The following is a 20,530-nucleotide window of genomic DNA, read 5'->3' on the forward strand; positions in this document are numbered from 1 at the left end:
TGCTCCAATTCACATGATGCCAATAACCACCTGAATAATCAGCAAGCCCTGTATGGGAAGTGCCTAACCGCGGGCCGAAGGCTCGGGGCGGGTTACCAGCCAGAGAGCCACCCCCGCCAACATCGCGACGATTACCCACCGCAGCCAGCCGTTGCTCAGATGCAGCAGAATAAACAGCGCGCTTGCACCGATCATGCTGACCGCCACCAGTTTGGCGCGCCGAGAGATTGCGCGTTCGCACTCCCAGTTTTTAATAAGCGGCCCAACGTAGCGCCGTGAGCGAATCCACGCCTCAAAGCGCGGTGAGCCTTTTGAAGCGCAGTAAACAGCACCCAGCATGAACTCGGTGGTGGGTAATAAAGGAATGAATATACCCAGCACGCCAACGCCAAAACTCAACGCCGCCACACCCACCCACAGGGCGCGTACCAGCGTCATCGGTCTGTTCTGAATATCCTGTTCAGCTTGCGCGTTACCGGGTGTTTTCTCTTTCATCAATCGAGCTTCTCACAGGCCACTTTGATTGGCCCTGAGCAGTCAGTGCCCATGGCAGCTCTCATGGTGCCACAGGCTTGTGCTGTAGCGTAGTGACTGCCTTGTATATTCTCTACTGGATAGCAGCTTGGGTAACGACTTTTTAAAATTTTCTGGGCCTGCGCAGCAGAGCGCTCCTCAGGCCAAGTCTGTTGCTGAAAGAGGAAATGGCGGGGCTTTGGCTAAGCTTTCCTTGATGCTGAAAGGGGAGTGGCTAAAAAATCTAGTGCGCCAGTTTAAACACGGAGGTACGGTTAAAACTGGCGCTTGTTTCATGTTCAGTATATTCAAGCCGCTTTGTACTTGCGCTCATCGGGTGTCAGGAAACCACGCAGAATTTCTTCCATGGCTGCCCGCGCTTTATGGTGTTCCATATCCAGGAAGTGGCCGGTGTTGGGTACGGTTTCAAAAGCACAGTGCTGCATATAGTGGGCAGCTTCGCGAACATCTTCGGGCGTCGTATACTCATCAAGCTCACCGTTGACAAACAGTGTGGGTATATTGATATCGCCCAGCAGTTGTTCATAGTCAGTGGCATCAAGCGAAAGTATCTGCTCGATATGAAAACAGACCTGGGCGAGCTCCTGCTTATCCAGCCGGGAGAGATGGCGGTAATTGACGTACTTCAAAAGTCGTGGCAAATATTTGCCTACTTCGTCATTGAGCAGGTTGGCTGCCGTTTTGACATCGCCAATTTCTATATTGTGCCTCGCCCCATGAATGTAATTGAGCATCGGCTCATTTAACTGGGTCGAAAAGGATGCCAGTACAGCGCGCTTGATGGAGGCAGGTGACTGCGCCAGTGCCATCATGGCGGCATAGCCTCCCCAGGAGACGGAGAGCAGTGAATCTGGCTGAAAATGATCGATCAGCGCCAGCAGGATATTGACTTCATCATCCTTGGTAATAATTCCGCCTGCCGGGTTATGCGGCTTGGACTGGCCCGCAAAGGGCAGGTCGAAAAGAATGACATTCAAGTCATTGTGCAGATACTTTACGCAGTTGGTAAAGGAAGCAGTCGTTGCCAAGGCTCCATTCACCATGATGATACTTTCTTTATTGGATGGCTGTTGATACAGCTCGACATGGACGCGATGTTCGCCAATGGTCAAAAGTTCGGTGGTAGCTTTCATGTTATCCCCGCTTTGCGTTGATGTTCACTTGGATGAAGCAAGTCTAAAGCGTGCTGATTAATTGTGAGATGACTTACCTAAGCGCGCTGACGGTCTCAAGCAGTGCAAATAAGGGATTGTTATTATGGTTTTATGTGTTTTTATTAAGCCCGATTGTTTTTATCAAGGGTGGTAGTCAGTCTATAGAATAAAGCGGGGAAGTATGTAGGCAATCGACGATAAGATTGTAAGACATTGGCTAACGCCCATGCTTTTTTCTACTGATGTTTTCAAAAATTATTATCAATGTAATAAATGAATAATATTTATGCGAGCAAACATTTTAATATGCATTTAAAGTGTTTCTTTTTGTTGCTTAAGGTTTCTTTTTATAGTTTTAATTAGCTAGCCTGTTTGAGATATATTCCTGCCTTTCTTTCTATGCTTGAACGATCAGATGTCTGCTGTGAGCAGTTGTAAGGCAACGCTGAACATCATGAGGGCAACGCCGATATCGATCAATCGCCAGGTAAGTGGGCGGGCAAGCCAGGGCGCGAGCCAAGCGCCACCCAGTGCCAGGGCGCTGAACCATATTATCGAACCGCTGGTAGCTCCGAGAGCGAAAGCGCCGGGTAGGGGCTGCTGAGCGCCGAGCGAGCCAATCAGTAGTACGGTGTCCAGATACACGTGAGGATTGAGCAGCGTGACAGCCAGTGCCGCCAACAGTACCGCGCGCCGTGAGCGTGGTGCGGCTTCAGCCGTCTGTAGCGTCTGAGGACGGCAGGCACGCCATAGTGCCTGGCTTGCGTACCAGAGCAGGAACGCAGCGCCGCCCCATCGAGCAAGTGCCAACAGCAGCGGGCTTTGGGTGAGAACATGGGCCAGGCCAAATACGCCGGCGGTAATCAGCGCTGCATCACACACGATACACAGCAGGGCGACCGCCACGTGGTGCTCGCGGCGCAGGCTTTGTGCGAGCACGAAGGCGTTTTGAGCACCAATCGCCATGATCAGCCCGATGGCCACCAAAAGGCCGTTACCATAGCTCTGCCACATCGTGTTTTTCCTATAGGGGGTGCGTTAATCGTCAGCCTTGAATTGGCGTAATACGGCTCTTGAAGCAGGCAGTTTGCTAAAATAAGCGTGATAAGAAAAACGAATACTCCTGATGCCCTATAAGGAAAAGTGATTGCTGGATTACAAACTGTTGGCTGCGCTGGCAGCCGTGGTAGAGCAGGGCGGCTTTGAACGTGCGGCGAACGCGCTGGGCTTATCTCAATCCGCCGTTTCTCAACGGGTGAAGCTCCTGGAAGCGCGCGTGGGCCAGCCGGTACTGGTGCGGGCCGCGCCACCTACGCCAACCGACCTTGGCCGCCGCCTGCTCAACCATGTACAGCAGGTACGCCTGCTGGAGCGCGATCTTCAGGCCCAGGTACCCGAGCTTGAAGGCGCCAGGCCCGAGCGTTTACGGGTCGCCATCAACGCCGACAGTCTCGCCACCTGGTGGGCAGAGGCGGTGAAGGACTTCTGTCATCAGCATAATGTGCTGCTGGAACTGGTGATTGAGGATCAGGAGGTAGGCCTGAAGCGGATGCGGGCCGGTGAAGTGGCGGGCTGCATCTGTGCGGCCGAACATCCGGTCGCGGGGGCGCAGGGGTTGCTGCTGGGCGCCATGCGTTATCGGGCGCTGGCAAGTCCGGCTTATATGGCGCACTACTTTGCCGGTGGGCCAAGCGTAAGCACGCTAGCGCAGGCACCCGCCATCGTGTTTGGCGTGGACGACCAGCTGCAGCACCGCTACCTGGACGCACTTGGAGTGAAGGGGGATTTTGCCTACCACCTATGCCCCTCTTCCGAAGGCTTTGTGCGCTTTCTGCAAAGTGGGCTTGGGTGGGGATTGGTACCGGAGCTTCAGGTAGAGGGGCCGCTTTCGCGCGGAGAACTTGTCGAGCTGTTCCCCACGCGCTTTATCGATGTACCGCTTTACTGGCACTACTGGCGCAACGGCGGCACCCTGCTGGCCGAGCTGACCCGGCATCTGCGCCGGGCAGCGTTAAAGGTGCTGGTGCCGCTTTAGAAGCACTTAGAACACCGCTCGTACGGCGATATACAGAACCGAAGGCGCCAGCAGCGCGCCCAGGCCGGTGTAGAAGGTGGCCGTCATGGCGCCGTAGGGCACAAGCTTGGGGTCGGTGGCGGCAAGCCCTGCGGCCACGCCGCTGGTGGTGCCCATCAGGCCGCCGAAGATCATGGCGGAGCGGGGGTTGTCCAGGCCGATGTGACGGGCGGCCATGGGGGTCAGGATCATCACCAGAATCGACTTGAACAGGCCGGCGGCAATCGAGAGCGCGATGATGTCGGAAGGCGCACCAATCGAGGCGCCGGCAATCGGGCCAACGATATAGGTGACGGTGCCGGCGCCAATGGTGGTCAGGGACACCGGGTCGCGGTAGCCAAACGCATACGCCACGGCCACACCGGCGATAAACGAGATAATGACGCCCAGAAACAGCGCGATGATGCCGCTGATACCCGCTTCGCGAATTTCCTGAAAGCGCACGCCATAGGCGGTGGCGATAATGGCCAGGTCGCGCAGCATGCCGCCGCCCATCAGCCCCAGCCCGGCAAACAGGCTGATATCGGCAAGGCCCTTGCTGCCGCCGGTATAGATACCGCCGAAATAGGCCAGCGCCAGGCCTACCATGATGGCAATGGCCGAGCCGTGAACGCGGCCCCGGGTCAGCTTGTCGCTGATCAGGTAAGAGAGATACATGGCGCCGCCTACCAATGCAAAGGCGGCAATCAGGTGCTGTTTTTCAAGTTGGGTAAGAAAGGATTCGATCATGATGACGGCCTCTGGTTAGCGGGCATGGCGCGGGCGAGCGCTGACGGGGGAGGAGGCGCTTTTGCGTTGGCGCGTATCCTGCTTCAGAGCGGTGGGCTCATCCTTTTCCGGCCGGGGCTTTTCCGATTTGGCACGACCCAAACGGTTGAGACACGGCACCAGCGCAAAGCTTGCCACGACCGCCAGCAGGCTTGCCAGCAGCGCAATCATGCCGCCATCAATCGCTGCGGCCACGTTCTGGCTGGCGGCCATGGCCACCACGATAGGAATGTACATGCCATTCCAGAACGTGATGCCGCTTTCGGTACTGGCGGGCATCTTTTTCTTGTCCATCAGATAGCCGCCCAGAAAGATCAGCATCAGCATCGCGATGCCGACCCCACCCACGTTGGATTCCACGCCGAGCAGCATGCCCAGCACGTCTCCGGCCCACAGGCCTACCAGCATGCACCCTGCCAAGAGGGCTACACCGTAAATTACCATGGCGATTTTCCTATATTATCGTTGTTGTCAGGCACTGAGTTGGTGACAGGCCGCAGGCGGGCATGGGCTCGCCTGCGGATATTTCGATATCAAGCGTTGGCGGCGGTTCCCTCCCGAGCAAAGGTATCCGTGTAGGTACTGCGCAGCTGATTCTTCTGTACCTTACCCATGACGTTACGCGGCAATGCCTCGGTAAAGAAGACCCGCTTGGGCTGCTTGTAGCGGGCAAGCTGGTCCTTGAGGGCGTCCAGTACCTGCGCCTCACTCACGCTTTGCGCGGCATCCGGCACCACGACGGCGACCACGCCTTCGCCCAGGTCACCGTGAGGAACGCCAATCACCGCCGACTCGGCTACGCCCGGCAGTTCGTCGATGAGCTGCTCTACTTCTTTGGGATAGACGTTGTAACCGCCGGAGATCACCAGATCCTTGTCGCGGCCCACAATGTTCAGATAGCCGTGCTCGTCGATAAGCCCCAGATCGCCGGTAATGAAGAAACCGTCTTCACGAAACTCGGCCTGGGTTTTCTCCGGCATGCGCCAATACCCCTGGAACACGTTAGGCCCGCGCATTTCCACCATGCCGGTTTCGCCCTGGGCAAGTGCCTTGCCGCTTTCACGGTCGGCGATGCGTACCTCTACGCCGGGTAGCGGCATGCCCACCGTGCCCGGGCGGCGCTTGCCGTCATAAGGGTTGGAGGTGTTCATGTTGGTTTCGGTCATGCCGTAGCGCTCGAGAATGGCGTGGCCGGTGCGCTCTTCGAACGCCTCGTGGGTTTCGGCCAGCAGCGGCGCCGAGCCTGAAATGAACAGGCGCATGTTGGCTACCACGTCGCGGTTGAGGCGCTTGGAATCCAGCAGGCGGGTATAGAAGGTGGGAACGCCCATCAATACGCTGGCGTGAGGCACCAGGTCGAGCAGCTCATCGACGTCCAGCTTGGGCAGGAACGTCATCGAGGCGCCGTTGATCAGCGTGATATTGCAAGCCACGAATAGCCCGTGGGTGTGAAAGATGGGCAGCGCGTGGATCAGGTGATCCTGATCGGTATAGTGCCACGCCTCGCTCAGCGCCTGGCTGTTGGAGGCCAGGTTCTTGTGGCTCAGCATCGCGCCCTTGGAGCGCCCGGTCGTGCCTGAGGTGTAGAGAATCGCAGCCAGATCATCTTCACCCACTTCGCATACCGATTCGTTTTCCGGCGCTTTAGCGGCCTTGTCCATCAGGCTGCCATCGGCGTTGGTACCCAGGCTTTCTACGTGGGCAACACTGGTGGCTGCCGCATTGGCTTTTGCCTCTTCAAATACGCCCGGGCGGCAAACAAACAGGTGCGGCTCGGCATCCTGCAGAAAGTAGCGGATTTCGCTATCGGTGTAGGCCGTATTGAGCGGCAGATAAACCGCCCCTACCTGCAGGCAGGCAAGATAGAGCATGACGATTTCAGGGCTTTTATCGACCTGCACCGCGACTCGGTCGCCGGGGCTTACGCCGAGTTCCAGCAGCACGCTTGCAAGCTGGCGGCTGGTGGCGAGCACATCGCCATAGCGGTAGCGCTTGCCGTCCAGCGTATCCATCAGCACCTTGTTGGGCTGGCGCTCGAAGTGTGGGTAGAACGTTAGATAGAGGTTGTGGTTCATGGGAGATTCCTTGTTATTTTAAAACAGTCTTTAAAAAGCGGTGTTTTAAACGCGGTACGTTGAAAGCGATACCCTGAAAACAGACAGCGTTTTCAAGCGCTCGCTTCGGCACTGAAGTACTGCTCGGCCTGGCCTGCCAGGCGGCGGATATCATTGGCGCACACCACGCTGTTGTCGCGGGTATAGGCCTCGTGGTTCTGCTCGATGCGATCCAGCTGATACAGATAGTTGACCATCAGCCCGTGCGCCTGCTGTATGCCTTTGGACGATGTGTCGGCCAGCCAGTTCATCCGGTGCAGGCTGGCGCCGTTACCCAGGTGGAAGCGAGCCACCGGATTAAGCGGCTGACCGCTCTTGTGCTTGGCTTCCACCAGATAATAGGCGGCCAGGCGCATGAACTCCTTGTGGGCTGCGGCGGGCAGCTCAGGGGTCTCGGGCGAGTCGATAAAGCCTTGCAGCGGCGTGGAAAGCGTGACGGACTGGGCCTCTCGCTGCTCGGCAAGCCACTCGGCAAAGCCCGGCACCGGTGAAAGAGTGACGAAATTCTTGAGCTGGGGAAGCTCGCGGCTCAGCTCCTGCACCACCTGCTTGATCAGGAAGTTGCCGAAGGAGACGCCCTTCAGCCCCGCCTGGCAGTTGCTGATGCTGTAGAACACGGCAGTGTCGGCTTCATCCAGCGGCACCTCTTCGCCGTGTTCCAGTATGCGCTGCACGTTATCGGGAATTCCCTTGCAGAGCGCAACTTCCACGAAGATCAGCGGCTCGTCACCCGTGGCCGGGTGGAAAAAGGCGTAGCAGCGGCGGTCGTCGGGGTCGAGACGCCGTCGCAGGTCGCGCCAGTCGCTGATGGCATGCACCGCTTCGTAGTGAATCAGCTTTTCGAGCACGGCGGCGGGCGTGTTCCAGTCGATGCTCTCCAGTACCAGAAATCCGCGGTTGAACCAGGAGTTGAACAGGTGCGAGAAATCGCCGTTGAGTGCGGAGAGCTCCGGCGCTTGGCGCAACTGCTTGAGCAGGTCGGCACGCATCTTGAGAAGCTCGAACGTACCGCCCGGGCACAGGTTCAAGCGTCGCAGAAGGTCCTGACGGCGCGGCTCACAGGCGTTGAACAGCGTTTCCAGCGCGGCATTGTCTTCCGATTCAGCATAGGCCTGGTAGGCGGCATGAATGGCCTGAGGGTCGGCGGCATACTCATCGGCCAGCAGGTTGAAAAAAGCCAGCTGCTCTTTCTGATCTAGCTGCTGGTAGTGGGTCAGGGCACGCTGGGCGGTCATGATCTGGGAGGCTTCACCGCCGCGCTGCATCAGCGCTTCGCAGGCCGAAGCGAGGGCGTGAAGGTGGGCCGCGCTTCCCTTCACGGTATTCGAAGCGTTGCCCAGCAGGCGTGTGCGTGTACTGATATTGGAGAGTAGTCCTTGAAGAAACGTCATGTTCACATTCATGCACATCGACCTCTGGATGGACGTTAGAGAAATTCATCATCTGCTTTGTTATATACAACAAATAGAGGTTTACGATATGCAGGTCAATAGAGGCGGATTAGACATAGGGTGAAGGTGCAGGGTTGAAACCTGGCGGGATACAGCAGGGTCAAGACGCAGAGCCCGCCGCGCAGCTGACCGCGCAGCGGGTTCAGAAAGGGTTGCAGGAGAACGGCTTAATTGGCGTCGCGGTCGACCGCAAACGCTGACCACGCCTGGCGTACGGGCATGATTTCCAGACGGTTGATATTGATATGCGCCGGCAGTGTGGCCAGGTAGTAAAGCTGTTCGGCGATATCCTCGGCCTGCAAGGGCGTGGTACCCCGGTAAAGCGCGTCAGAGGCTTCCTGGTTACCTTTGGTGCGCACCAGCGTGAACTCGGTTTCCGCCATGCCCGGGGCAAGGTCGGTAACCCGCACACCGGTGCCCAGCAGATCACAGCGCAGGTTGTAGCCAAACTGCTGAACGAAGGCCTTGGAGGCGCCGTAAACGTGCCCGCCCGGGTAGGGCCACTGGCCTGCCACCGACCCCAGATTGAGAATGCTGGCGCCTTCGCCTTGTGCCAGCAGCAGCGGCAGGGCGGCGTGGGTCACGTTCACAAGGCCGGTGATGTTGGTGTCGATCATGGTGTGCCAGTCTTTCAGATCGACTTTCTGGGAAGGCTCCGGGGCCAGCGCCAGGCCTGCATTGTTGATCAGGCAGGTAAGCGGCAAGAACGGTTCCGGTAGTTCGCCCAGTGCCTTGCTGACCGCCTCGCTGTCACGAACATCCAGCGTCAGGGTGAGCACCGGCACGTGCTGGGAAAGCTCGCTTTCCAGGGCCTTCAAACGCTCTTCCCGGCGGCCGGTCAGAATCAGTGACCAGCCAGCCTTGGCAAAACGCATGGCGGCGGCTTTACCAAAGCCTGAAGTAGCACCGGTAATTAAAACGCTAGGCATCGCGATGACTCCTTTGAGATAGGCAAGTAGCGAAGCCCTAATGTAGCCTGTTTGGGCGTGTTTAATGAAGGCTTGTCGTGCGCGGGTATATCGAACGCGTATGCATGCCCGCTGTTGAGAAAGCGCATTCCTGAATGGGTTTGCCAGTAGCGCTTTGCTTTGCCCCCCGCCGGGTTTTAGCCGACAATGCACAACAACACGACAGCCGAGCTGAGACACTTGCATGCAGGAAAACGGATTTTTTGACCGAGCGGGCTCCACGATTGGCGATGTCATTCGCGCGGTAGTGGAGTTTCTTCTGGGCATCTTCACCAATTTCTTTGGTGCGTTTGGCGATTTCACCGATGGGCTGACCCGGTCGCTGGGGATCAACGATTCGTTCTTGAGTATCGCGATACTGGTGATCGGGCTTCTGGTGCTCTGGGGGGGAATCAAGTCGTTTCTACGCGGCTCCATTCTGGGCGGAATCGTCAAGACGCTCATTGCGCTGTTCATACTTTCCTGGCTGATGATGTAGCCCCGCCCCAGCACCGTTTTATAAATAAGCGCGCTAAGTATCTGTATGACCGAGGATAGTTAGCGTGCCCTGCCAGCGCCTGAAGCCCGCTCATAAGAGTATGACCATTTATCATTTGCCTATTTGGTGCAATTTGCCATCATTCGCACTTCTTTAGTGCAAAGTGGGCGAGATGAAAACTTATCTGGGCAAGATGCGTGGCGAGCGTATTCAGCGTGCTCGTGTAGGCTGGCAGGATGCTGTCTGGTCATGGGTGGGCGCTTTCACCGGGATGGCGGTTATCTGCTGGCTAAGCTCCGCGTGGCTTTCGCAACAGCTGCTGATCGTGGGTTCGTTTGGCGCCACATCGGTACTCATCTACGCCGCGCCGGAAAGCCCTTTCGCCCAGCCCAGCCACGTCCTGTTTGGCAGCGTGCTCTCGGCGTGCATTGGCGTAGGCTGTTTTCAGTGGTTGGGGGCCACGCCGCTCTCCATGTCGCTTGCGGTGTCGCTGTCGATTCTGGTGATGCAGCTCACTCATACGGTACACCCGCCTGGTGCTGCGGCGGCGTTGATTGCCGTAGGCGGCGGGGCCAGCGTGCATCAGTTGGGCTGGTGGTATCCGCTGCTGCCCATCGGCATGGGCAGTGTCGTGATGCTGGTGATCGCCATACTGGTCAACAACCTGGCCCGCCACCGCCGCTACCCGCGCTACTGGTAAGGCGTCTAAAGGCGCTGAAGCTGCTCCTCGAGCGCAAAGATATGCGCATCCTCGACCTCTAGATCACGCAGCGCGCTTGCCAGGTTCAACAGATAGTCGCGGTTAGGGCCGCTGGGGCCTTCGGCGCGGGCGATCTGGCGCGCCATGGCTTCAAGCGGCGCCGGGCCTAGAAACGCCGGGTTATCTTCGGTGGCCATATACACCAGCCCCTGGGCATCGCTGCCGTCAGCAAAGTGCATCGAGGTAATTTCTCGCAGATAGCCGTTCTTCTCGCGATGGTCCAGTGGCGCCAGGGTTTCCGGGGTAATGCGGTAAGCCATGCCGTGGCAGATGGCGCCGGCCACCGGCGTCAGCGTGACTACCCGCCCTGGCGCTTCTGGCGTTCCGCGATGGTCGTGAGAGCCCTGCCAGAAGCGGCGCTCCCAGCCGCTAATATAGGCGCTGCGCCTTTCCAGATAAGCAAAGTCAGCTTTCCAGATCAGTGAGCCATAGCCGAACAGCCAGATATCGGCGTGCTGCGCAAACTGGTTGCGCTGCTGGTTGATGGCGGTGGTGTCAATCAACGTGGTCACCGTGAACGTGGTGAAAAGCCCATGGTAACATGCCCCATCACTTTCTCCTGGAGCGGACATGCGCGCGATTTTTCTGGTAGATAACGGCTCGCTGCGCCCGGCGGCTACGCTCAACCTGCGCCGGGTGGCGGCAGCGCTGTCGCAAAAGCTGAATGAACCGGTACTGGCTGCCTCGCTTCTGCACTCCAACAAGATTCCCCCCGAGCAGCTTGGCGGTGACGCCGCCACGACCCTTGGCCCGCTGGCCGAGCAGTACGCCGAAGCCGGGGCGACCGAGCTTGTGATCGTGCCGTTCTTCTTTGGCGCGAGCCGCGCGTTGACCGGCTACCTGCCCGAGCGGATGGCCACTCTGCAGGCGCGCTTCCCTCAGGTGCGGGTGCGCGTTGCCATGCCCCTGGTCGATGAGCTGGGGGGCAATGATCTGCGCCTGGCCCGGCTACTGGCGGATAACGTGCGTGAACAGCTTGTTCCGGGTACGAAGCCCCGCGTTGCTCTGGTGGATCACGGCAGTCCGATTCCTGAAGTGACCGCCGTGCGCAACCGGCTGGCCGGGCAGTTGAGTGTTCTGCTGGGCGATGAGGTTGCCTGCGTGGCGGCGGCCTCCATGGAGCGCCGTGAGGGCGATGCGTACCGCTTCAACGAGCCGCTGCTGGAGCATCTGCTGGACAGACCCGAGTTCCGCGGGCCGGTGGTGCTGGCCATGCTGTTTCTGTCACCGGGCCGCCATGCCGGGGAGGGCGGCGATATCGCCGAGATCTGCCAGGCCGCTGCCGAGCGCCATCCGGCGCTTGAGGTCGTGAGTTCAAAACTGGTGGGCGAGCATTCAGGTATTGCCGATATTCTGCACTCGCGGTTTTGCCAAGCAGTTGATGACGAACGCTTTCTGCTGGAGCTTGCCGCGCTAGAGGAGGCTCCCCGCTAGGCGATAGGTGTAACCACGCCCAAGAGCGCGTAGAATCGCGGGCCTTTGTACGCGCAATCATCACGCCAACCAGGGTCTTTATCTTGATCGCAACCGCCAATATCACCATGCAGTTCGGGGCCAAGCCCCTGTTTGAAAACGTTTCCGTCAAATTCAACAACGGCAATCGCTACGGTCTGATTGGCGCCAACGGTTGCGGCAAGTCGACCTTCATGAAGATTCTGGGCGGCGAGCTTGAGCCGTCATCCGGCCAGGTCATGCTGGACAGCAGCACGCGCCTGGGCAAGCTGCGCCAGGATCAGTTCGCCTACGAGAACGAGCGCGTCATCGACACCGTGATCATGGGCAATACCGAACTGTGGAAAGTGGCCGCCGAGCGCGAGCGCATCTACAGCCTGCCGGAAATGAGCGAAGCGGACGGCATGGCGGTCGCCGACCTGGAAGTGCGCTTTGCCGAACTTGACGGCTATACCGCTGAATCCCGCGCGGGCGAGCTGCTGCTGGGCCTGGGCATCCCCATCGAGCAGCATACCGGGCCGATGAGTGAGGTGGCGCCGGGCTGGAAGCTGCGTGTACTGTTGGCCCAGGCGCTGTTCTCCGACCCTGATGTCCTGCTGCTCGACGAGCCGACCAACCACCTGGATATCAACACCATCCGCTGGCTCGAAGACATTTTGACTGCGCGCAGCAGCACCATGATCATCATCTCTCACGACCGTCACTTCCTGAACAGCGTGTGCACCCACATGGCAGATCTGGACTACGGCGAGATTACCCTGTTCCCGGGCAACTACGATGACTACATGACCGCGGCCACCGCCGCCCGCGAGCGTCAGCACTCGGACAACGCCAAGAAGAAGGCCCAGATCGCCGAGCTGCAGCAGTTCGTGAGCCGTTTCTCGGCCAACGCTTCCAAGGCCAAGCAGGCGACCTCGCGCGCTCGTCAGATCGACAAGATCAAGCTCGAGGACATCAAGCCCTCAAGCCGCGTCAGCCCGTTCATCCGTTTTGACCAGAACAAGAAGATTCACCGTAACGCGGTGAATGTCGATTCGATCACCAAGGGGTACGACGGCAATGCACCGCTGTTCGAGCGTTTCTCCATGGGGGTCGAGGCCGGCGAGCGTATCGCGATCATCGGCCCCAACGGTATCGGCAAGACCACTCTGCTGAAAACCCTGGCCGGCGACCTGCGTCCTGACAAGGGCGAAGTGAAATGGACGGATGCGGCGGAGCTTGGCGTGTTTGCCCAGGACCACGCCGATGACTTTGCCGTGGATGCCACGCTGTTCGAGTGGATGTCGCAGTGGACCCAGGGCGGTGAGCAGGTAGTGCGCGGGGCGCTGGGCCGGATGCTGTTCTCCAGCGACGATATCGGAAAGTCGGTAAAGGTGATTTCCGGCGGTGAGCAGGGGCGCATGCTGTTTGGCAAGCTCACCCTGACCAACCCCAACGTGCTGTTGATGGACGAACCCACCAACCACCTGGACATGGAATCCATCGAGGCGCTCAACCTGGCGCTCGAGAACTACCCGGGCACGCTTTTATTCGTCAGCCACGACCGCGAGTTCGTCTCCTCCCTGGCCACGCGCATCATCGATATGCAGCCTGACGGCATTGTGGATTTCAGCGGCAGCTACGATGACTATCTGCGTAGCCAAGGCGTGGCGTAACGCCTAGCCGATAATCTGGGTATAGGTCTCTTCGCTGGCGTTCTGATGCTGGGTGTCCAGCACGTCGGCGTTGAACAGCGTTGCCGCCTCTTTGGCAAGCGCCACAAAGGCAATCATCTGCTGATTGCGGCGCTTACGCAGCGGCGGCTTGACGATCAGGCTGATACCCTTGATGTTGTCCTCAAGGCGCTCGTCACGAAACAGGTCAGGCAGCTCACCCGGCAGAAAGGCATTGGCGATCGTGATCGGGTTGGCGGGCTGCTGCCCGGCGACCAGAAACACCTTTTTCAGCGGATCGTAGTGAGCGTTGATTCGCTCAAGCCACTGGGCCAGCGTTTGCTCGGTGCCGGGCCCCGGCTCGGCAAAGATGATGAACAGCGAATGTTGCGAAACCTTGGCGGCGGGTTTGGCCGGCGCAGGGGTATCGTCTTCGGGTGGCTCAACGGCGTTGTCAGTCTTGGAAGATAGTGCCGCTAATTTAGCTGCCTTGTCTTTTGCACGCCGCCGCCGCCATGGAACAACGACGTAAATGAATATCGCGGCCGCTCCTCCCCCCAATAGAAGCGATAGCAATGCCAGCATCAGAATGGCAGTCGTGCGATCCATGTTCTTGAAATCCTTATCTAGTTAGCTGTTTGGCGCTACTTAACCGTATAGTTGCATCCTCATAGCCTACCAGCCTTTACCTTTATCAAGGCACAAAAAAAGCACTACCGAAGTAGTGCTTCTCTAGCATTGAACCATCAAACGCCAGCCACGCTTAGCCTATGCGATCAAAGCCGTTATCCATGAACGGATAGTCGGTGTAGCCTTTCTCGTCGCCACCGTAGAAGGTGTCGTGGTCCGGCTCGTTGAGCGATGCGTTCGCGAGGAAGCGCTCGGCCAGATCCGGATTGGCGATATACGGGCGGCCGTAGGCGACGAGATCGCCGTTGCCGCTTTTGAGCAGGGCTTCGCCTTTTGCGGCGTCGTAATGGCCGCAGTAGATGAGGCTGCCGTTGAAACGCTTGCGCATCTGCTCACGAAAGCCGTCGGGGAACTGATTGTCACCGCCGGCCCAGTTGGGCTCGTTGAGGTGGATATACGCAAGGCCGCGCTTGGCAAGCTCGTCGGCGAGATAGAACGACATCGCCTCAGGCTCATCGTCGGTCAGGCCGAAAATTTCGATGAACGGCGTCAGGCGAATGCCCACGCGGTCGGCACCGTATACCTCGATCACCGCGTCCACCACTTCCAGCGGGAAGCGCGCGCGGTTTTCCACGGAGCCGCCGTACTGGTCGGTACGCTGGTTGGTGCCGGTGGCCAGGAACTGGTTGAGCAGGTAGGCATTGGCCGCGTGTACTTCCACCATGTCAAAACCGGCGCGCTTGGCGCGAACGGCGGCTTGGCGGTAGTCGTCCACGATGCCCGGAATCTCGTCGGTTTCCAGCGCTCGCGGCGTGCTGGTGGGGTGCTGGCCGGCACTGCCGTCCTCGAACTCGACGAAACACTGGGCGCCTTCGCCTTTCAGTGCACTGGGCGCGACCGGCTTCTGGCCGTCGGGTTGAACCATTTCATGGGAAACGCGCCCAACGTGCCACAGCTGCATGGCAATCCGGCCGCCCTTGGCGTGTACGGCATTCACTACCCGCTGCCAGCCGGCCTCCTGCTCATCGGTCCAGATGCCCGGCGTGTAGACATAGCCACGGGCAGTAGGGGAAATATTGGTCGCCTCAGAGATGATCAGGCCCGAACCGGCGCGCTGGCCGTAGTAGGCTTCCTGCAGCTTGCCCGGGACGCTGTCCGGCGTGCGGGCACGGGTCAGCGGTGCCATGATGACACGATTGGGAATGGACAGGCTGCCCAGTTCGATCGGTTGAAAAAGCGTTTCAAAAGCCATTCAGCAAACTCCTTTTATGCGATTGGATAACGATAAAAATTAGAATAGACCAGTTTACTACTAACCGCCAATTGACTGTTTCAATCAATGCCTTTGGCTGTCGATTGCGTATTGATCTGCGCGAAGCAAACTAAAACCCCGCCTTGAATAAGGCGGGGTCGAATAGGAAGTGTGGATTATGTCAGGCCCGCTGCCACGGCCAGCGCCGCTTGGCAGGCGTATCGATCTGCCCGATGGCGCTGGTGAGCGGCAGCATGATTGCCGCCAGCTGGCGGTAGCAAACGGCGCTGTTGAGCACGCCGGGGCACTGCTTGAGCAGCAACTCACACTGCCGGGAGGCTATCTGGATCTGTTCCACCGCAGGCGCGCTAAACAGCGGTTTGGCTTCCTGGCCGCAGCGGCCAAGTTCACGGGCCAGCATCGCGAGCATGGCGGTATCCAGCCAGCAGGGTAGCGGGTCGTCCAGGCGCCCGGCAATCGAGTGCTGAATCGCCTCAAATGAGGTGCGCAGAAACACAAGGGTCTGGCGAAGCTGGCGCTGCTCACTGGTCATGGGGCTATCCTGCTGAACGTCGCTAAAAGAAATTGGTTCTCATTTCCATCTTTAGACGATAGCGGCAGCCAATCGGCGTGTCAATATAAAGACTATCGGCAGGCTGACCGTTTACTGGTAGAGCAGCACAAGCCCTTGAGTGAAATAGAAAGCCCCGATGGCGGTCACGATCCAGCGTGTCCAGGTGCGAAAGTTGGCATCGGTCAGACGGTGCAGAATGCGGTTGCCCGCCTGAGTGCCCAGCATGGCAAAGGGCGCGGCCAGCAGAACGATGCCCCACTCACCCGCGCCGAGTGAAAGCGCCGAGCCAAGGTAGAACAGAATCTTGATGGTGTGGGCGCATACCTGAATCATCGCCTTGGTGGCCACCACCTGGCGGCGGTCCATGCGCGAGCGCACAAAGAAGATATCGATCAGCGGGCCGGAAACGCCTGCCGCAATGGTCAGGCCCCCCGAGGCCAGGCCGCAGCACACCGCATGGCTTGCGCGGTTGGCATCAAGGTGAAACCAGCGCTTGGGCAGCCAGACCAGAATGGGCATCAGGCCGATTAAAAGCGATACCACGGTGGCATTGGGCGAGTAATTGAACAGCAGCAGCAAGCCTGCCGCGCTCAGTACCCCCAACAGCATGAACACCACGATACGCCAGACGATAAAGCGCCGCGAAAGCCAGGCCCGTGAAGCGTTGGCGGTGAGCTGGATAACGCCATGCACGGCCATGGCCGCCCCCGCCGGAAACACCAGCAGCAGGAACCACAGCAGTACCAGCCCACCCGCCATGCCAAAGATGCCCGAAAGCAGGGAGGTGAAGAATACCACCACAACAAGGCTGAATCCGATCAGTAACGACATAGGCGCGCTTCTTGTTAGCTAAGGTATCAACGACGACAGAAGGGCCAGACCTGATAGAAGCGGCGACACTGAAACTCCGCTTCGCAGGCGTTGAGCTGGGCCTGGTAGCGGCTTGTACGGGTGGCAATCTGCTGGCCGGCGCGCAATACGTGGGGTTTATTGCGGTAGGTGCCGCGCCGATAGCCGCCGGCGCCTTCGTGGTAGGCGTAGTAAAGGTGCTCGGGGTTGGTCAGCGAGATGCCCGCCTGCTGTTGAGAGCGGCGGTTGTACCAGCCGATGAAGTCGGTGGCGTGTTTCATGCTGGTACGCCGGGCAAACAGGCTGCCGGCCTGGTCGCGGTACTCGCCCCATACCGGGTCTTGGGCCTGGGCATAGCCCTTGGCCGAGGAGGGGCGGGGGCCGGGAATGAAGCCAAGGTAGTATTTGCGGTCGGGGCGAACGTGGCTCTTGAAGGAGGACTCCTGCTGAATGAACGCCATCTGGGTAGCGATCGAGGTGCCCCATTTGTCCTGAGACTCCCGTGCGTAGTCGTACCAGGTGGGCTGCTCACGGAAGATTTCGCAGATATTGCTCTGATCCTGCGGCGGGCTGGGGGCAAAGACGGCGCAACCCGACAGCAGCAGTACCGCGCCAGTCAGCCCCCATGCGCGCAGGGTTATCCACCAGGAAAAGGGTGCGGCATGAAAACTATCAACAGGGCGGGGCATGTAAATGTCCTTGTGGATAACGGCTAGCTTGTTGAAATCAGCTTCTTGTTGGCGTCAAGCGTAACAGGTTTTCCAGGCAGCGGCGCAGCCGCTGGGCCTCACGCGCCAGTGTTTCGCCGGAGAGCATGCCCACGCCCATCACCAGACCCGAGCGCGGGTCGTGGGTGGCGCATACCGGGCTTAAGGGGCGAACGATCAAATGCTCTTTCAACAGCGCCTGGGCAAGCTGCACATCGTTGATGTGCGACTCGAATTCGATGCACAGGCTGATCGCTCCGCTGGGCGGCGAAATGCGCCGTATAAACGGCAGCGCGCGCAGCTGGTCGTGCATGACCTGCTGGCGGCCCAGGTAGTCGCGCTGAATGCGCCGACACCAGGCGTCCAGGTCGCCATCGAAAATGAACTGGGCCAGCACGGCCTGGTCCAGCATGCGACCCTCACGAAACAGCTCGCTGCGCAGCCGGTTCATCGGCCCGGCCAACTGGCGGGGCACCACCAGATACCCCAGCCGCAGTCCGGGAAACATCATCTTGGAAAACGAGCCAACCAGTAAATGACGCTCGGACTGCGCATCGAACAGCAGGTTGGGGTAGTCGTCGCGGCTGAACTCGTAGTCATCTTCCAGAATATAGGCGGGTGAAAGAGCGTCACACAGGCGCTGCTTGTCGTGCACGCTGGTCGGCACGCTAAGCGGATAGTGATGGGAGCCGGTGAGGTAGGCCAGCTGCACGGTGCCCGGCGCGTCGGGCAGGGTATGGCCTGCGCCTGGCTGCCAGGCCAGCATCTCGACGTTCAGCCCCGTGGCGGTAAACACATTGCGCGCCCCCCAGTAACAGGGCGACTCCATGGCTACCGTATCGCCGACGTCAGCCAGCGCCATGGCGCACAGTTCGATGCCGTTATGGGTGCCGTCAGTAATGATGATCTGCTCGATATCGCAGCGGATATTGCGCCAGCGCTCGAGAAAGTCACGTATCGCGCGCTTCAGCGGCCCGTAGCCGCCGGTGGAGTAAGAGAGCAGCAGCGCATTTTGCGGCACCGTGACGCTGGCATACAGCTGACGCCACTTGCGCATCGGAAACTGAGCGATATCCGGAATGCCGGGCACAAAGGCGCCGCTTTGAATCAGGCTGGCGCCGGGCCCCTGAAGCACTTTCTGGGCGCGCCTGGAAAGCGGCTTGTCGTGAGTCGATGGCAGGGTAAGGGCAGTGGGCTTGTGCGTCCAGGTGCCCTGGCCATGCGCCGTCTTCAGCAGGGCCTCATCCAGCAGCGTACCTACGGCCAGGGCCAGGGTCTGGCGCGCCACGCCCAGCGCTTCGGCCAGGCGACGGTGGGAGGGCAGGCGCAGTCCGGAAGGCCACTGCTGGGTAATGGCGTAGCGGAGTGCCTGCTCGATACGCACCTGCTTGCTCAGCCGCTCGGGCTGGAGTGCATAAAGCTGTTCAAGTTGGTGCAGGACCTGTTCACGATCCACCTGGAACTCCTTTTGGCCCGTAGGAGAGGCCTGCAGTGCGCATTATCAAGCGCTTAGCTGATGCTCTTTTGCACTATTTTAGTGCAGATAAAAAGTGGTCTAGTCAAACACAAAAGTGGTACATACGCGTTCCCTGCCCTTCCTGCTAGCGTGTTTAAGTACCGTTTAATCGGCAACAGGATACCGCGCCACAGAGCGCCAATGACAACATCCAATAACCTGCAGGACACTTTGCCATGACCACCTCCTCCTCTGAACAAGACAAGCTCGTCCGGGTGTTGGCCCGCGGCGACGTGCTGGCGCTCGCGTTTGGCGCCATGATCGGCTGGGGCTGGATCGTTCTTACCGGAACGGCCATCCAGTCCGCTGGCAGCCTGGGCGCTATTCTAGCCTTTATCGTGGGTGGCCTGGCCATCGTGCTGGTGGGTCTGACCTACGCCGAGCTTGCCTCCGCCATGCCCAAGGTGGGCGGCGAGCACGTATACAGCTACCGGGCGCTGGGCCATCTGCCCTCCTTCTTATGCACCTGGGCCATCATTCTCGGCTATTTGAGCGTGGTCGCCTTTGAGGCCGTGGCCCTGCCGACGGTGATCGAGCACCTGGCGCCCAACTACGCCGTTGGCCATCTCTGGACCATTGCCGGCTGGGAAGTCAAAGCCACCTGGGTGGCCGTAGGCGTGGGCGGGTCGCTTGTCATGATGCTGATCAACTACTTTGGCGTGACCACCGCCGCGCTGCTGCAAAAGGTGGTTACCGGGTTGATTCTGCTGGTCGGCGTGATGTTCGTGACAGGCTCCCTGTTCGAAGGTGAAACCATCAACATGATGCCGCTGTTCGCCCATAACGAAGGCGGCATGATGGCGGGCATCATCGCGGTGCTGGTCATGGTGCCGTTCCTGTTTGTGGGATTTGATGTCATCCCCCAGGCCGCCGAAGAGATCAACCTGCCTTACAAGGCGATTGGCAAGGTGCTGATGCTCTCGGTCATTCTGGCCGTGGTGTGGTATGCGCTGATCATTCTGGCCACCAGCCTGGCGCTTGACAGCTCTGAACTTGCCGCAAGCTCCCTGAGCGTGCCGGACGCCATGGGCGCGCTGTTCAACGCCTCCTGGGCCAGCAACCTGATGATCGTCGCGGGTATCGCCGGCATCGTCACCAGCTGGAACGCGTTCTATATCGGCGGCTCGCGGGCCATTTATGCGCTGGCCAAGGCCGGCATGCTGCCTGCCCCCTTTGGCAAGCTGCACCCGCGCTACAAGACGCCCACCAACGCCATCTTCCTGATGGGCTTTCTCTCCTGCATCGCACCGTTCTTCGGCCGTCCGGCGCTGGTCTGGATCGTTAACGCAGGCGGCCTGGGCATCGTGATCGCGTACCTGTTTGTCGCGATCTCCTTCATGGTACTGCGTGTTCGCGAGCCGGACATGCCGCGTCCGTTCCGTATTCGCCATGGCAAGCTGTGCGGCACCCTGGCCATCGTTCTTTCCTTCGGCATGGCTTGCCTCTACCTGCCGGGTAGCCCGGCGGCGCTAAGCGGCGCTGAGTGGAGCATCTTCGCTGGCTGGTCGGTACTGGGCGTGGTGCTGTATATCCACGCGCTGCGTACCTACGGCCGCGCCTATAGCGACCAACACATGATGGCGGATCTGTAAGCCGT

Annotated in this window: 21 protein-coding genes; 6 read left to right on the forward strand and 15 right to left on the reverse strand. The window is 59.3% G+C overall.

Going from position 1 to position 20,530, the window contains the following annotated elements; genetic code table 11:
• Positions 1-63 precede the first annotated feature (63 nt).
• The 3 genes from B0H98_RS10880 to B0H98_RS10890 form a co-directional block, all read right to left on the reverse strand.
• On the reverse strand, positions 64-495 hold the full coding sequence (locus tag B0H98_RS10880; protein ID WP_244183099.1) for a YbaN family protein: 432 nt from the start codon (positions 493-495) through the stop codon (positions 64-66).
• 326 nt (positions 496-821) lie between these two features.
• The gene (locus B0H98_RS10885) at positions 822-1,667 is read right to left on the reverse strand and encodes an alpha/beta fold hydrolase (protein WP_106375088.1); all 846 of its coding nucleotides are present in this window, start codon (positions 1,665-1,667) and stop codon (positions 822-824) included.
• 432 nt (positions 1,668-2,099) lie between these two features.
• A complete protein-coding gene (locus B0H98_RS10890) occupies positions 2,100-2,702 on the reverse strand; it encodes a LysE/ArgO family amino acid transporter (protein ID WP_106375089.1) in 603 nt (200 codons plus the stop codon).
• Positions 2,703-2,835: 133 nt separating this feature from the next.
• On the opposite strand from B0H98_RS10890, the gene B0H98_RS10895 reads away from it, so the two are divergent.
• The gene (locus tag B0H98_RS10895; protein WP_106375090.1) at positions 2,836-3,723 is read left to right on the forward strand and encodes a LysR family transcriptional regulator ArgP; all 888 of its coding nucleotides are present in this window, start codon (positions 2,836-2,838) and stop codon (positions 3,721-3,723) included.
• Between the two features lie 6 nt (positions 3,724-3,729).
• Here the strand turns inward: B0H98_RS10895 and madM are convergent, their stop codons facing one another.
• The 5 genes from madM to B0H98_RS10920 all read right to left on the reverse strand — a co-directional run bounded on the left by madM (position 3,730) and on the right by B0H98_RS10920 (position 9,024).
• The gene (gene madM, locus B0H98_RS10900) at positions 3,730-4,491 is read right to left on the reverse strand and encodes a malonate transporter subunit MadM (RefSeq protein WP_106375091.1); all 762 of its coding nucleotides are present in this window, start codon (positions 4,489-4,491) and stop codon (positions 3,730-3,732) included.
• Positions 4,492-4,506: 15 nt separating this feature from the next.
• A complete protein-coding gene (madL, locus tag B0H98_RS10905) occupies positions 4,507-4,974 on the reverse strand; it encodes a malonate transporter subunit MadL (RefSeq protein ID WP_106375092.1) in 468 nt (155 codons plus the stop codon).
• A gap of 89 nt (positions 4,975-5,063) precedes the next feature.
• Positions 5,064-6,605, reverse strand: a complete 1,542-nt coding sequence (locus B0H98_RS10910) for a malonate--CoA ligase (RefSeq protein WP_106375093.1) — start codon at positions 6,603-6,605, stop codon at positions 5,064-5,066.
• Positions 6,606-6,697: 92 nt separating this feature from the next.
• On the reverse strand, positions 6,698-8,035 hold the full coding sequence (locus B0H98_RS10915) for a malonyl-CoA decarboxylase (protein ID WP_106375094.1): 1,338 nt from the start codon (positions 8,033-8,035) through the stop codon (positions 6,698-6,700).
• A 227-nt stretch (positions 8,036-8,262) separates the two neighbouring features.
• Positions 8,263-9,024 (reverse strand): SDR family NAD(P)-dependent oxidoreductase, encoded by a 762-nt coding sequence (locus B0H98_RS10920; RefSeq protein ID WP_106375095.1) that lies wholly within the window; start codon positions 9,022-9,024, stop codon positions 8,263-8,265.
• Between the two features lie 223 nt (positions 9,025-9,247).
• Here B0H98_RS10920 and B0H98_RS10925 point away from each other — a divergent pair, with 223 nt between their 5' ends.
• Positions 9,248-9,541: a hypothetical protein gene (locus B0H98_RS10925; protein WP_106375096.1), complete on the forward strand. Its 294-nt coding sequence runs from the start codon at positions 9,248-9,250 to the stop codon at positions 9,539-9,541.
• Between the two features lie 172 nt (positions 9,542-9,713).
• Positions 9,714-10,241, forward strand: a complete 528-nt coding sequence (locus B0H98_RS10930) for an HPP family protein (RefSeq protein WP_106375097.1) — start codon at positions 9,714-9,716, stop codon at positions 10,239-10,241.
• Positions 10,242-10,246: 5 nt separating this feature from the next.
• Here the strand turns inward: B0H98_RS10930 and B0H98_RS10935 are convergent, their stop codons facing one another.
• The gene (locus B0H98_RS10935; RefSeq protein ID WP_244183118.1) at positions 10,247-10,804 is read right to left on the reverse strand and encodes a gamma-glutamylcyclotransferase; all 558 of its coding nucleotides are present in this window, start codon (positions 10,802-10,804) and stop codon (positions 10,247-10,249) included.
• 67 nt (positions 10,805-10,871) lie between these two features.
• Between B0H98_RS10935 and B0H98_RS10940 the strand changes: the two genes are divergently transcribed.
• Complete coding sequence (locus tag B0H98_RS10940; protein ID WP_106375099.1) at positions 10,872-11,735, forward strand: sirohydrochlorin chelatase; 864 nt, start codon at positions 10,872-10,874, stop codon at positions 11,733-11,735.
• Positions 11,736-11,818: 83 nt separating this feature from the next.
• Complete coding sequence (locus tag B0H98_RS10945; RefSeq protein ID WP_106375100.1) at positions 11,819-13,408, forward strand: ABC-F family ATPase; 1,590 nt, start codon at positions 11,819-11,821, stop codon at positions 13,406-13,408.
• Positions 13,409-13,411: 3 nt separating this feature from the next.
• On the opposite strand, the gene B0H98_RS10950 is transcribed toward B0H98_RS10945, so the two are convergent.
• The 6 genes from B0H98_RS10950 to B0H98_RS10975 form a co-directional block, all read right to left on the reverse strand.
• Positions 13,412-14,014 carry a cell division protein ZipA C-terminal FtsZ-binding domain-containing protein gene (locus tag B0H98_RS10950; protein WP_106375101.1) on the reverse strand — a complete coding sequence of 201 codons (603 nt, stop codon included), beginning with the start codon at positions 14,012-14,014 and terminating at the stop codon, positions 13,412-13,414.
• 154 nt (positions 14,015-14,168) lie between these two features.
• Positions 14,169-15,287 (reverse strand): alkene reductase, encoded by a 1,119-nt coding sequence (locus tag B0H98_RS10955; RefSeq protein ID WP_106375102.1) that lies wholly within the window; start codon positions 15,285-15,287, stop codon positions 14,169-14,171.
• 181 nt (positions 15,288-15,468) lie between these two features.
• Positions 15,469-15,840 carry a hypothetical protein gene (locus tag B0H98_RS10960; RefSeq protein ID WP_106375103.1) on the reverse strand — a complete coding sequence of 124 codons (372 nt, stop codon included), beginning with the start codon at positions 15,838-15,840 and terminating at the stop codon, positions 15,469-15,471.
• Between the two features lie 111 nt (positions 15,841-15,951).
• On the reverse strand, positions 15,952-16,692 hold the full coding sequence (locus B0H98_RS10965; protein WP_106375104.1) for a sulfite exporter TauE/SafE family protein: 741 nt from the start codon (positions 16,690-16,692) through the stop codon (positions 15,952-15,954).
• Positions 16,693-16,718: 26 nt separating this feature from the next.
• Positions 16,719-17,399, reverse strand: coding sequence for a transglycosylase SLT domain-containing protein (locus B0H98_RS10970; protein WP_208623606.1), 681 nt, complete (start codon positions 17,397-17,399; stop codon positions 16,719-16,721).
• Between the two features lie 37 nt (positions 17,400-17,436).
• Complete coding sequence (locus B0H98_RS10975) at positions 17,437-18,873, reverse strand: aminotransferase-like domain-containing protein (RefSeq protein ID WP_106375105.1); 1,437 nt, start codon at positions 18,871-18,873, stop codon at positions 17,437-17,439.
• 236 nt (positions 18,874-19,109) lie between these two features.
• Between B0H98_RS10975 and B0H98_RS10980 the strand changes: the two genes are divergently transcribed.
• The gene (locus B0H98_RS10980; protein ID WP_106375106.1) at positions 19,110-20,525 is read left to right on the forward strand and encodes an APC family permease; all 1,416 of its coding nucleotides are present in this window, start codon (positions 19,110-19,112) and stop codon (positions 20,523-20,525) included.
• Positions 20,526-20,530 lie beyond the last annotated feature (5 nt).

The organism is Vreelandella songnenensis (assembly GCF_003002925.1).
Classification (GTDB): domain Bacteria; phylum Pseudomonadota; class Gammaproteobacteria; order Pseudomonadales; family Halomonadaceae; genus Vreelandella; species Vreelandella songnenensis.

Bases quoted from the DNA above. Each gene is read 5' to 3' on its own strand.
- B0H98_RS10915 (WP_106375094.1), bottom strand. From the start codon at position 8,035: ATGACGTTTCTTCAAGGACTACTCTCCAATATCAGTACACGCACACGC.
- madL (WP_106375092.1), bottom strand. From the start codon at position 4,974: ATGGTAATTTACGGTGTAGCCCTCTTGGCAGGGTGCATGCTGGTAGGC.
- B0H98_RS10955 (WP_106375102.1), bottom strand. From the start codon at position 15,287: ATGGCTTTTGAAACGCTTTTTCAACCGATCGAACTGGGCAGCCTGTCC.
- B0H98_RS10910 (WP_106375093.1), bottom strand. From the start codon at position 6,605: ATGAACCACAACCTCTATCTAACGTTCTACCCACACTTCGAGCGCCAG.
- B0H98_RS10925 (WP_106375096.1), top strand. From the start codon at position 9,248: ATGCAGGAAAACGGATTTTTTGACCGAGCGGGCTCCACGATTGGCGAT.
- B0H98_RS10970 (WP_208623606.1), bottom strand. From the start codon at position 17,399: ATGCCCCGCCCTGTTGATAGTTTTCATGCCGCACCCTTTTCCTGGTGG.
- B0H98_RS10980 (WP_106375106.1), top strand. From the start codon at position 19,110: ATGACCACCTCCTCCTCTGAACAAGACAAGCTCGTCCGGGTGTTGGCC.
- B0H98_RS10885 (WP_106375088.1), bottom strand. From the start codon at position 1,667: ATGAAAGCTACCACCGAACTTTTGACCATTGGCGAACATCGCGTCCAT.
- B0H98_RS10950 (WP_106375101.1), bottom strand. From the start codon at position 14,014: ATGGATCGCACGACTGCCATTCTGATGCTGGCATTGCTATCGCTTCTA.
- B0H98_RS10880 (WP_244183099.1), bottom strand. From the start codon at position 495: ATGAAAGAGAAAACACCCGGTAACGCGCAAGCTGAACAGGATATTCAG.
- B0H98_RS10920 (WP_106375095.1), bottom strand. From the start codon at position 9,024: ATGCCTAGCGTTTTAATTACCGGTGCTACTTCAGGCTTTGGTAAAGCC.
- B0H98_RS10890 (WP_106375089.1), bottom strand. From the start codon at position 2,702: ATGTGGCAGAGCTATGGTAACGGCCTTTTGGTGGCCATCGGGCTGATC.
- B0H98_RS10965 (WP_106375104.1), bottom strand. From the start codon at position 16,692: ATGTCGTTACTGATCGGATTCAGCCTTGTTGTGGTGGTATTCTTCACC.
- madM (WP_106375091.1), bottom strand. From the start codon at position 4,491: ATGATCGAATCCTTTCTTACCCAACTTGAAAAACAGCACCTGATTGCC.
- B0H98_RS10930 (WP_106375097.1), top strand. From the start codon at position 9,714: ATGAAAACTTATCTGGGCAAGATGCGTGGCGAGCGTATTCAGCGTGCT.
- B0H98_RS10940 (WP_106375099.1), top strand. From the start codon at position 10,872: ATGCGCGCGATTTTTCTGGTAGATAACGGCTCGCTGCGCCCGGCGGCT.
- B0H98_RS10960 (WP_106375103.1), bottom strand. From the start codon at position 15,840: ATGACCAGTGAGCAGCGCCAGCTTCGCCAGACCCTTGTGTTTCTGCGC.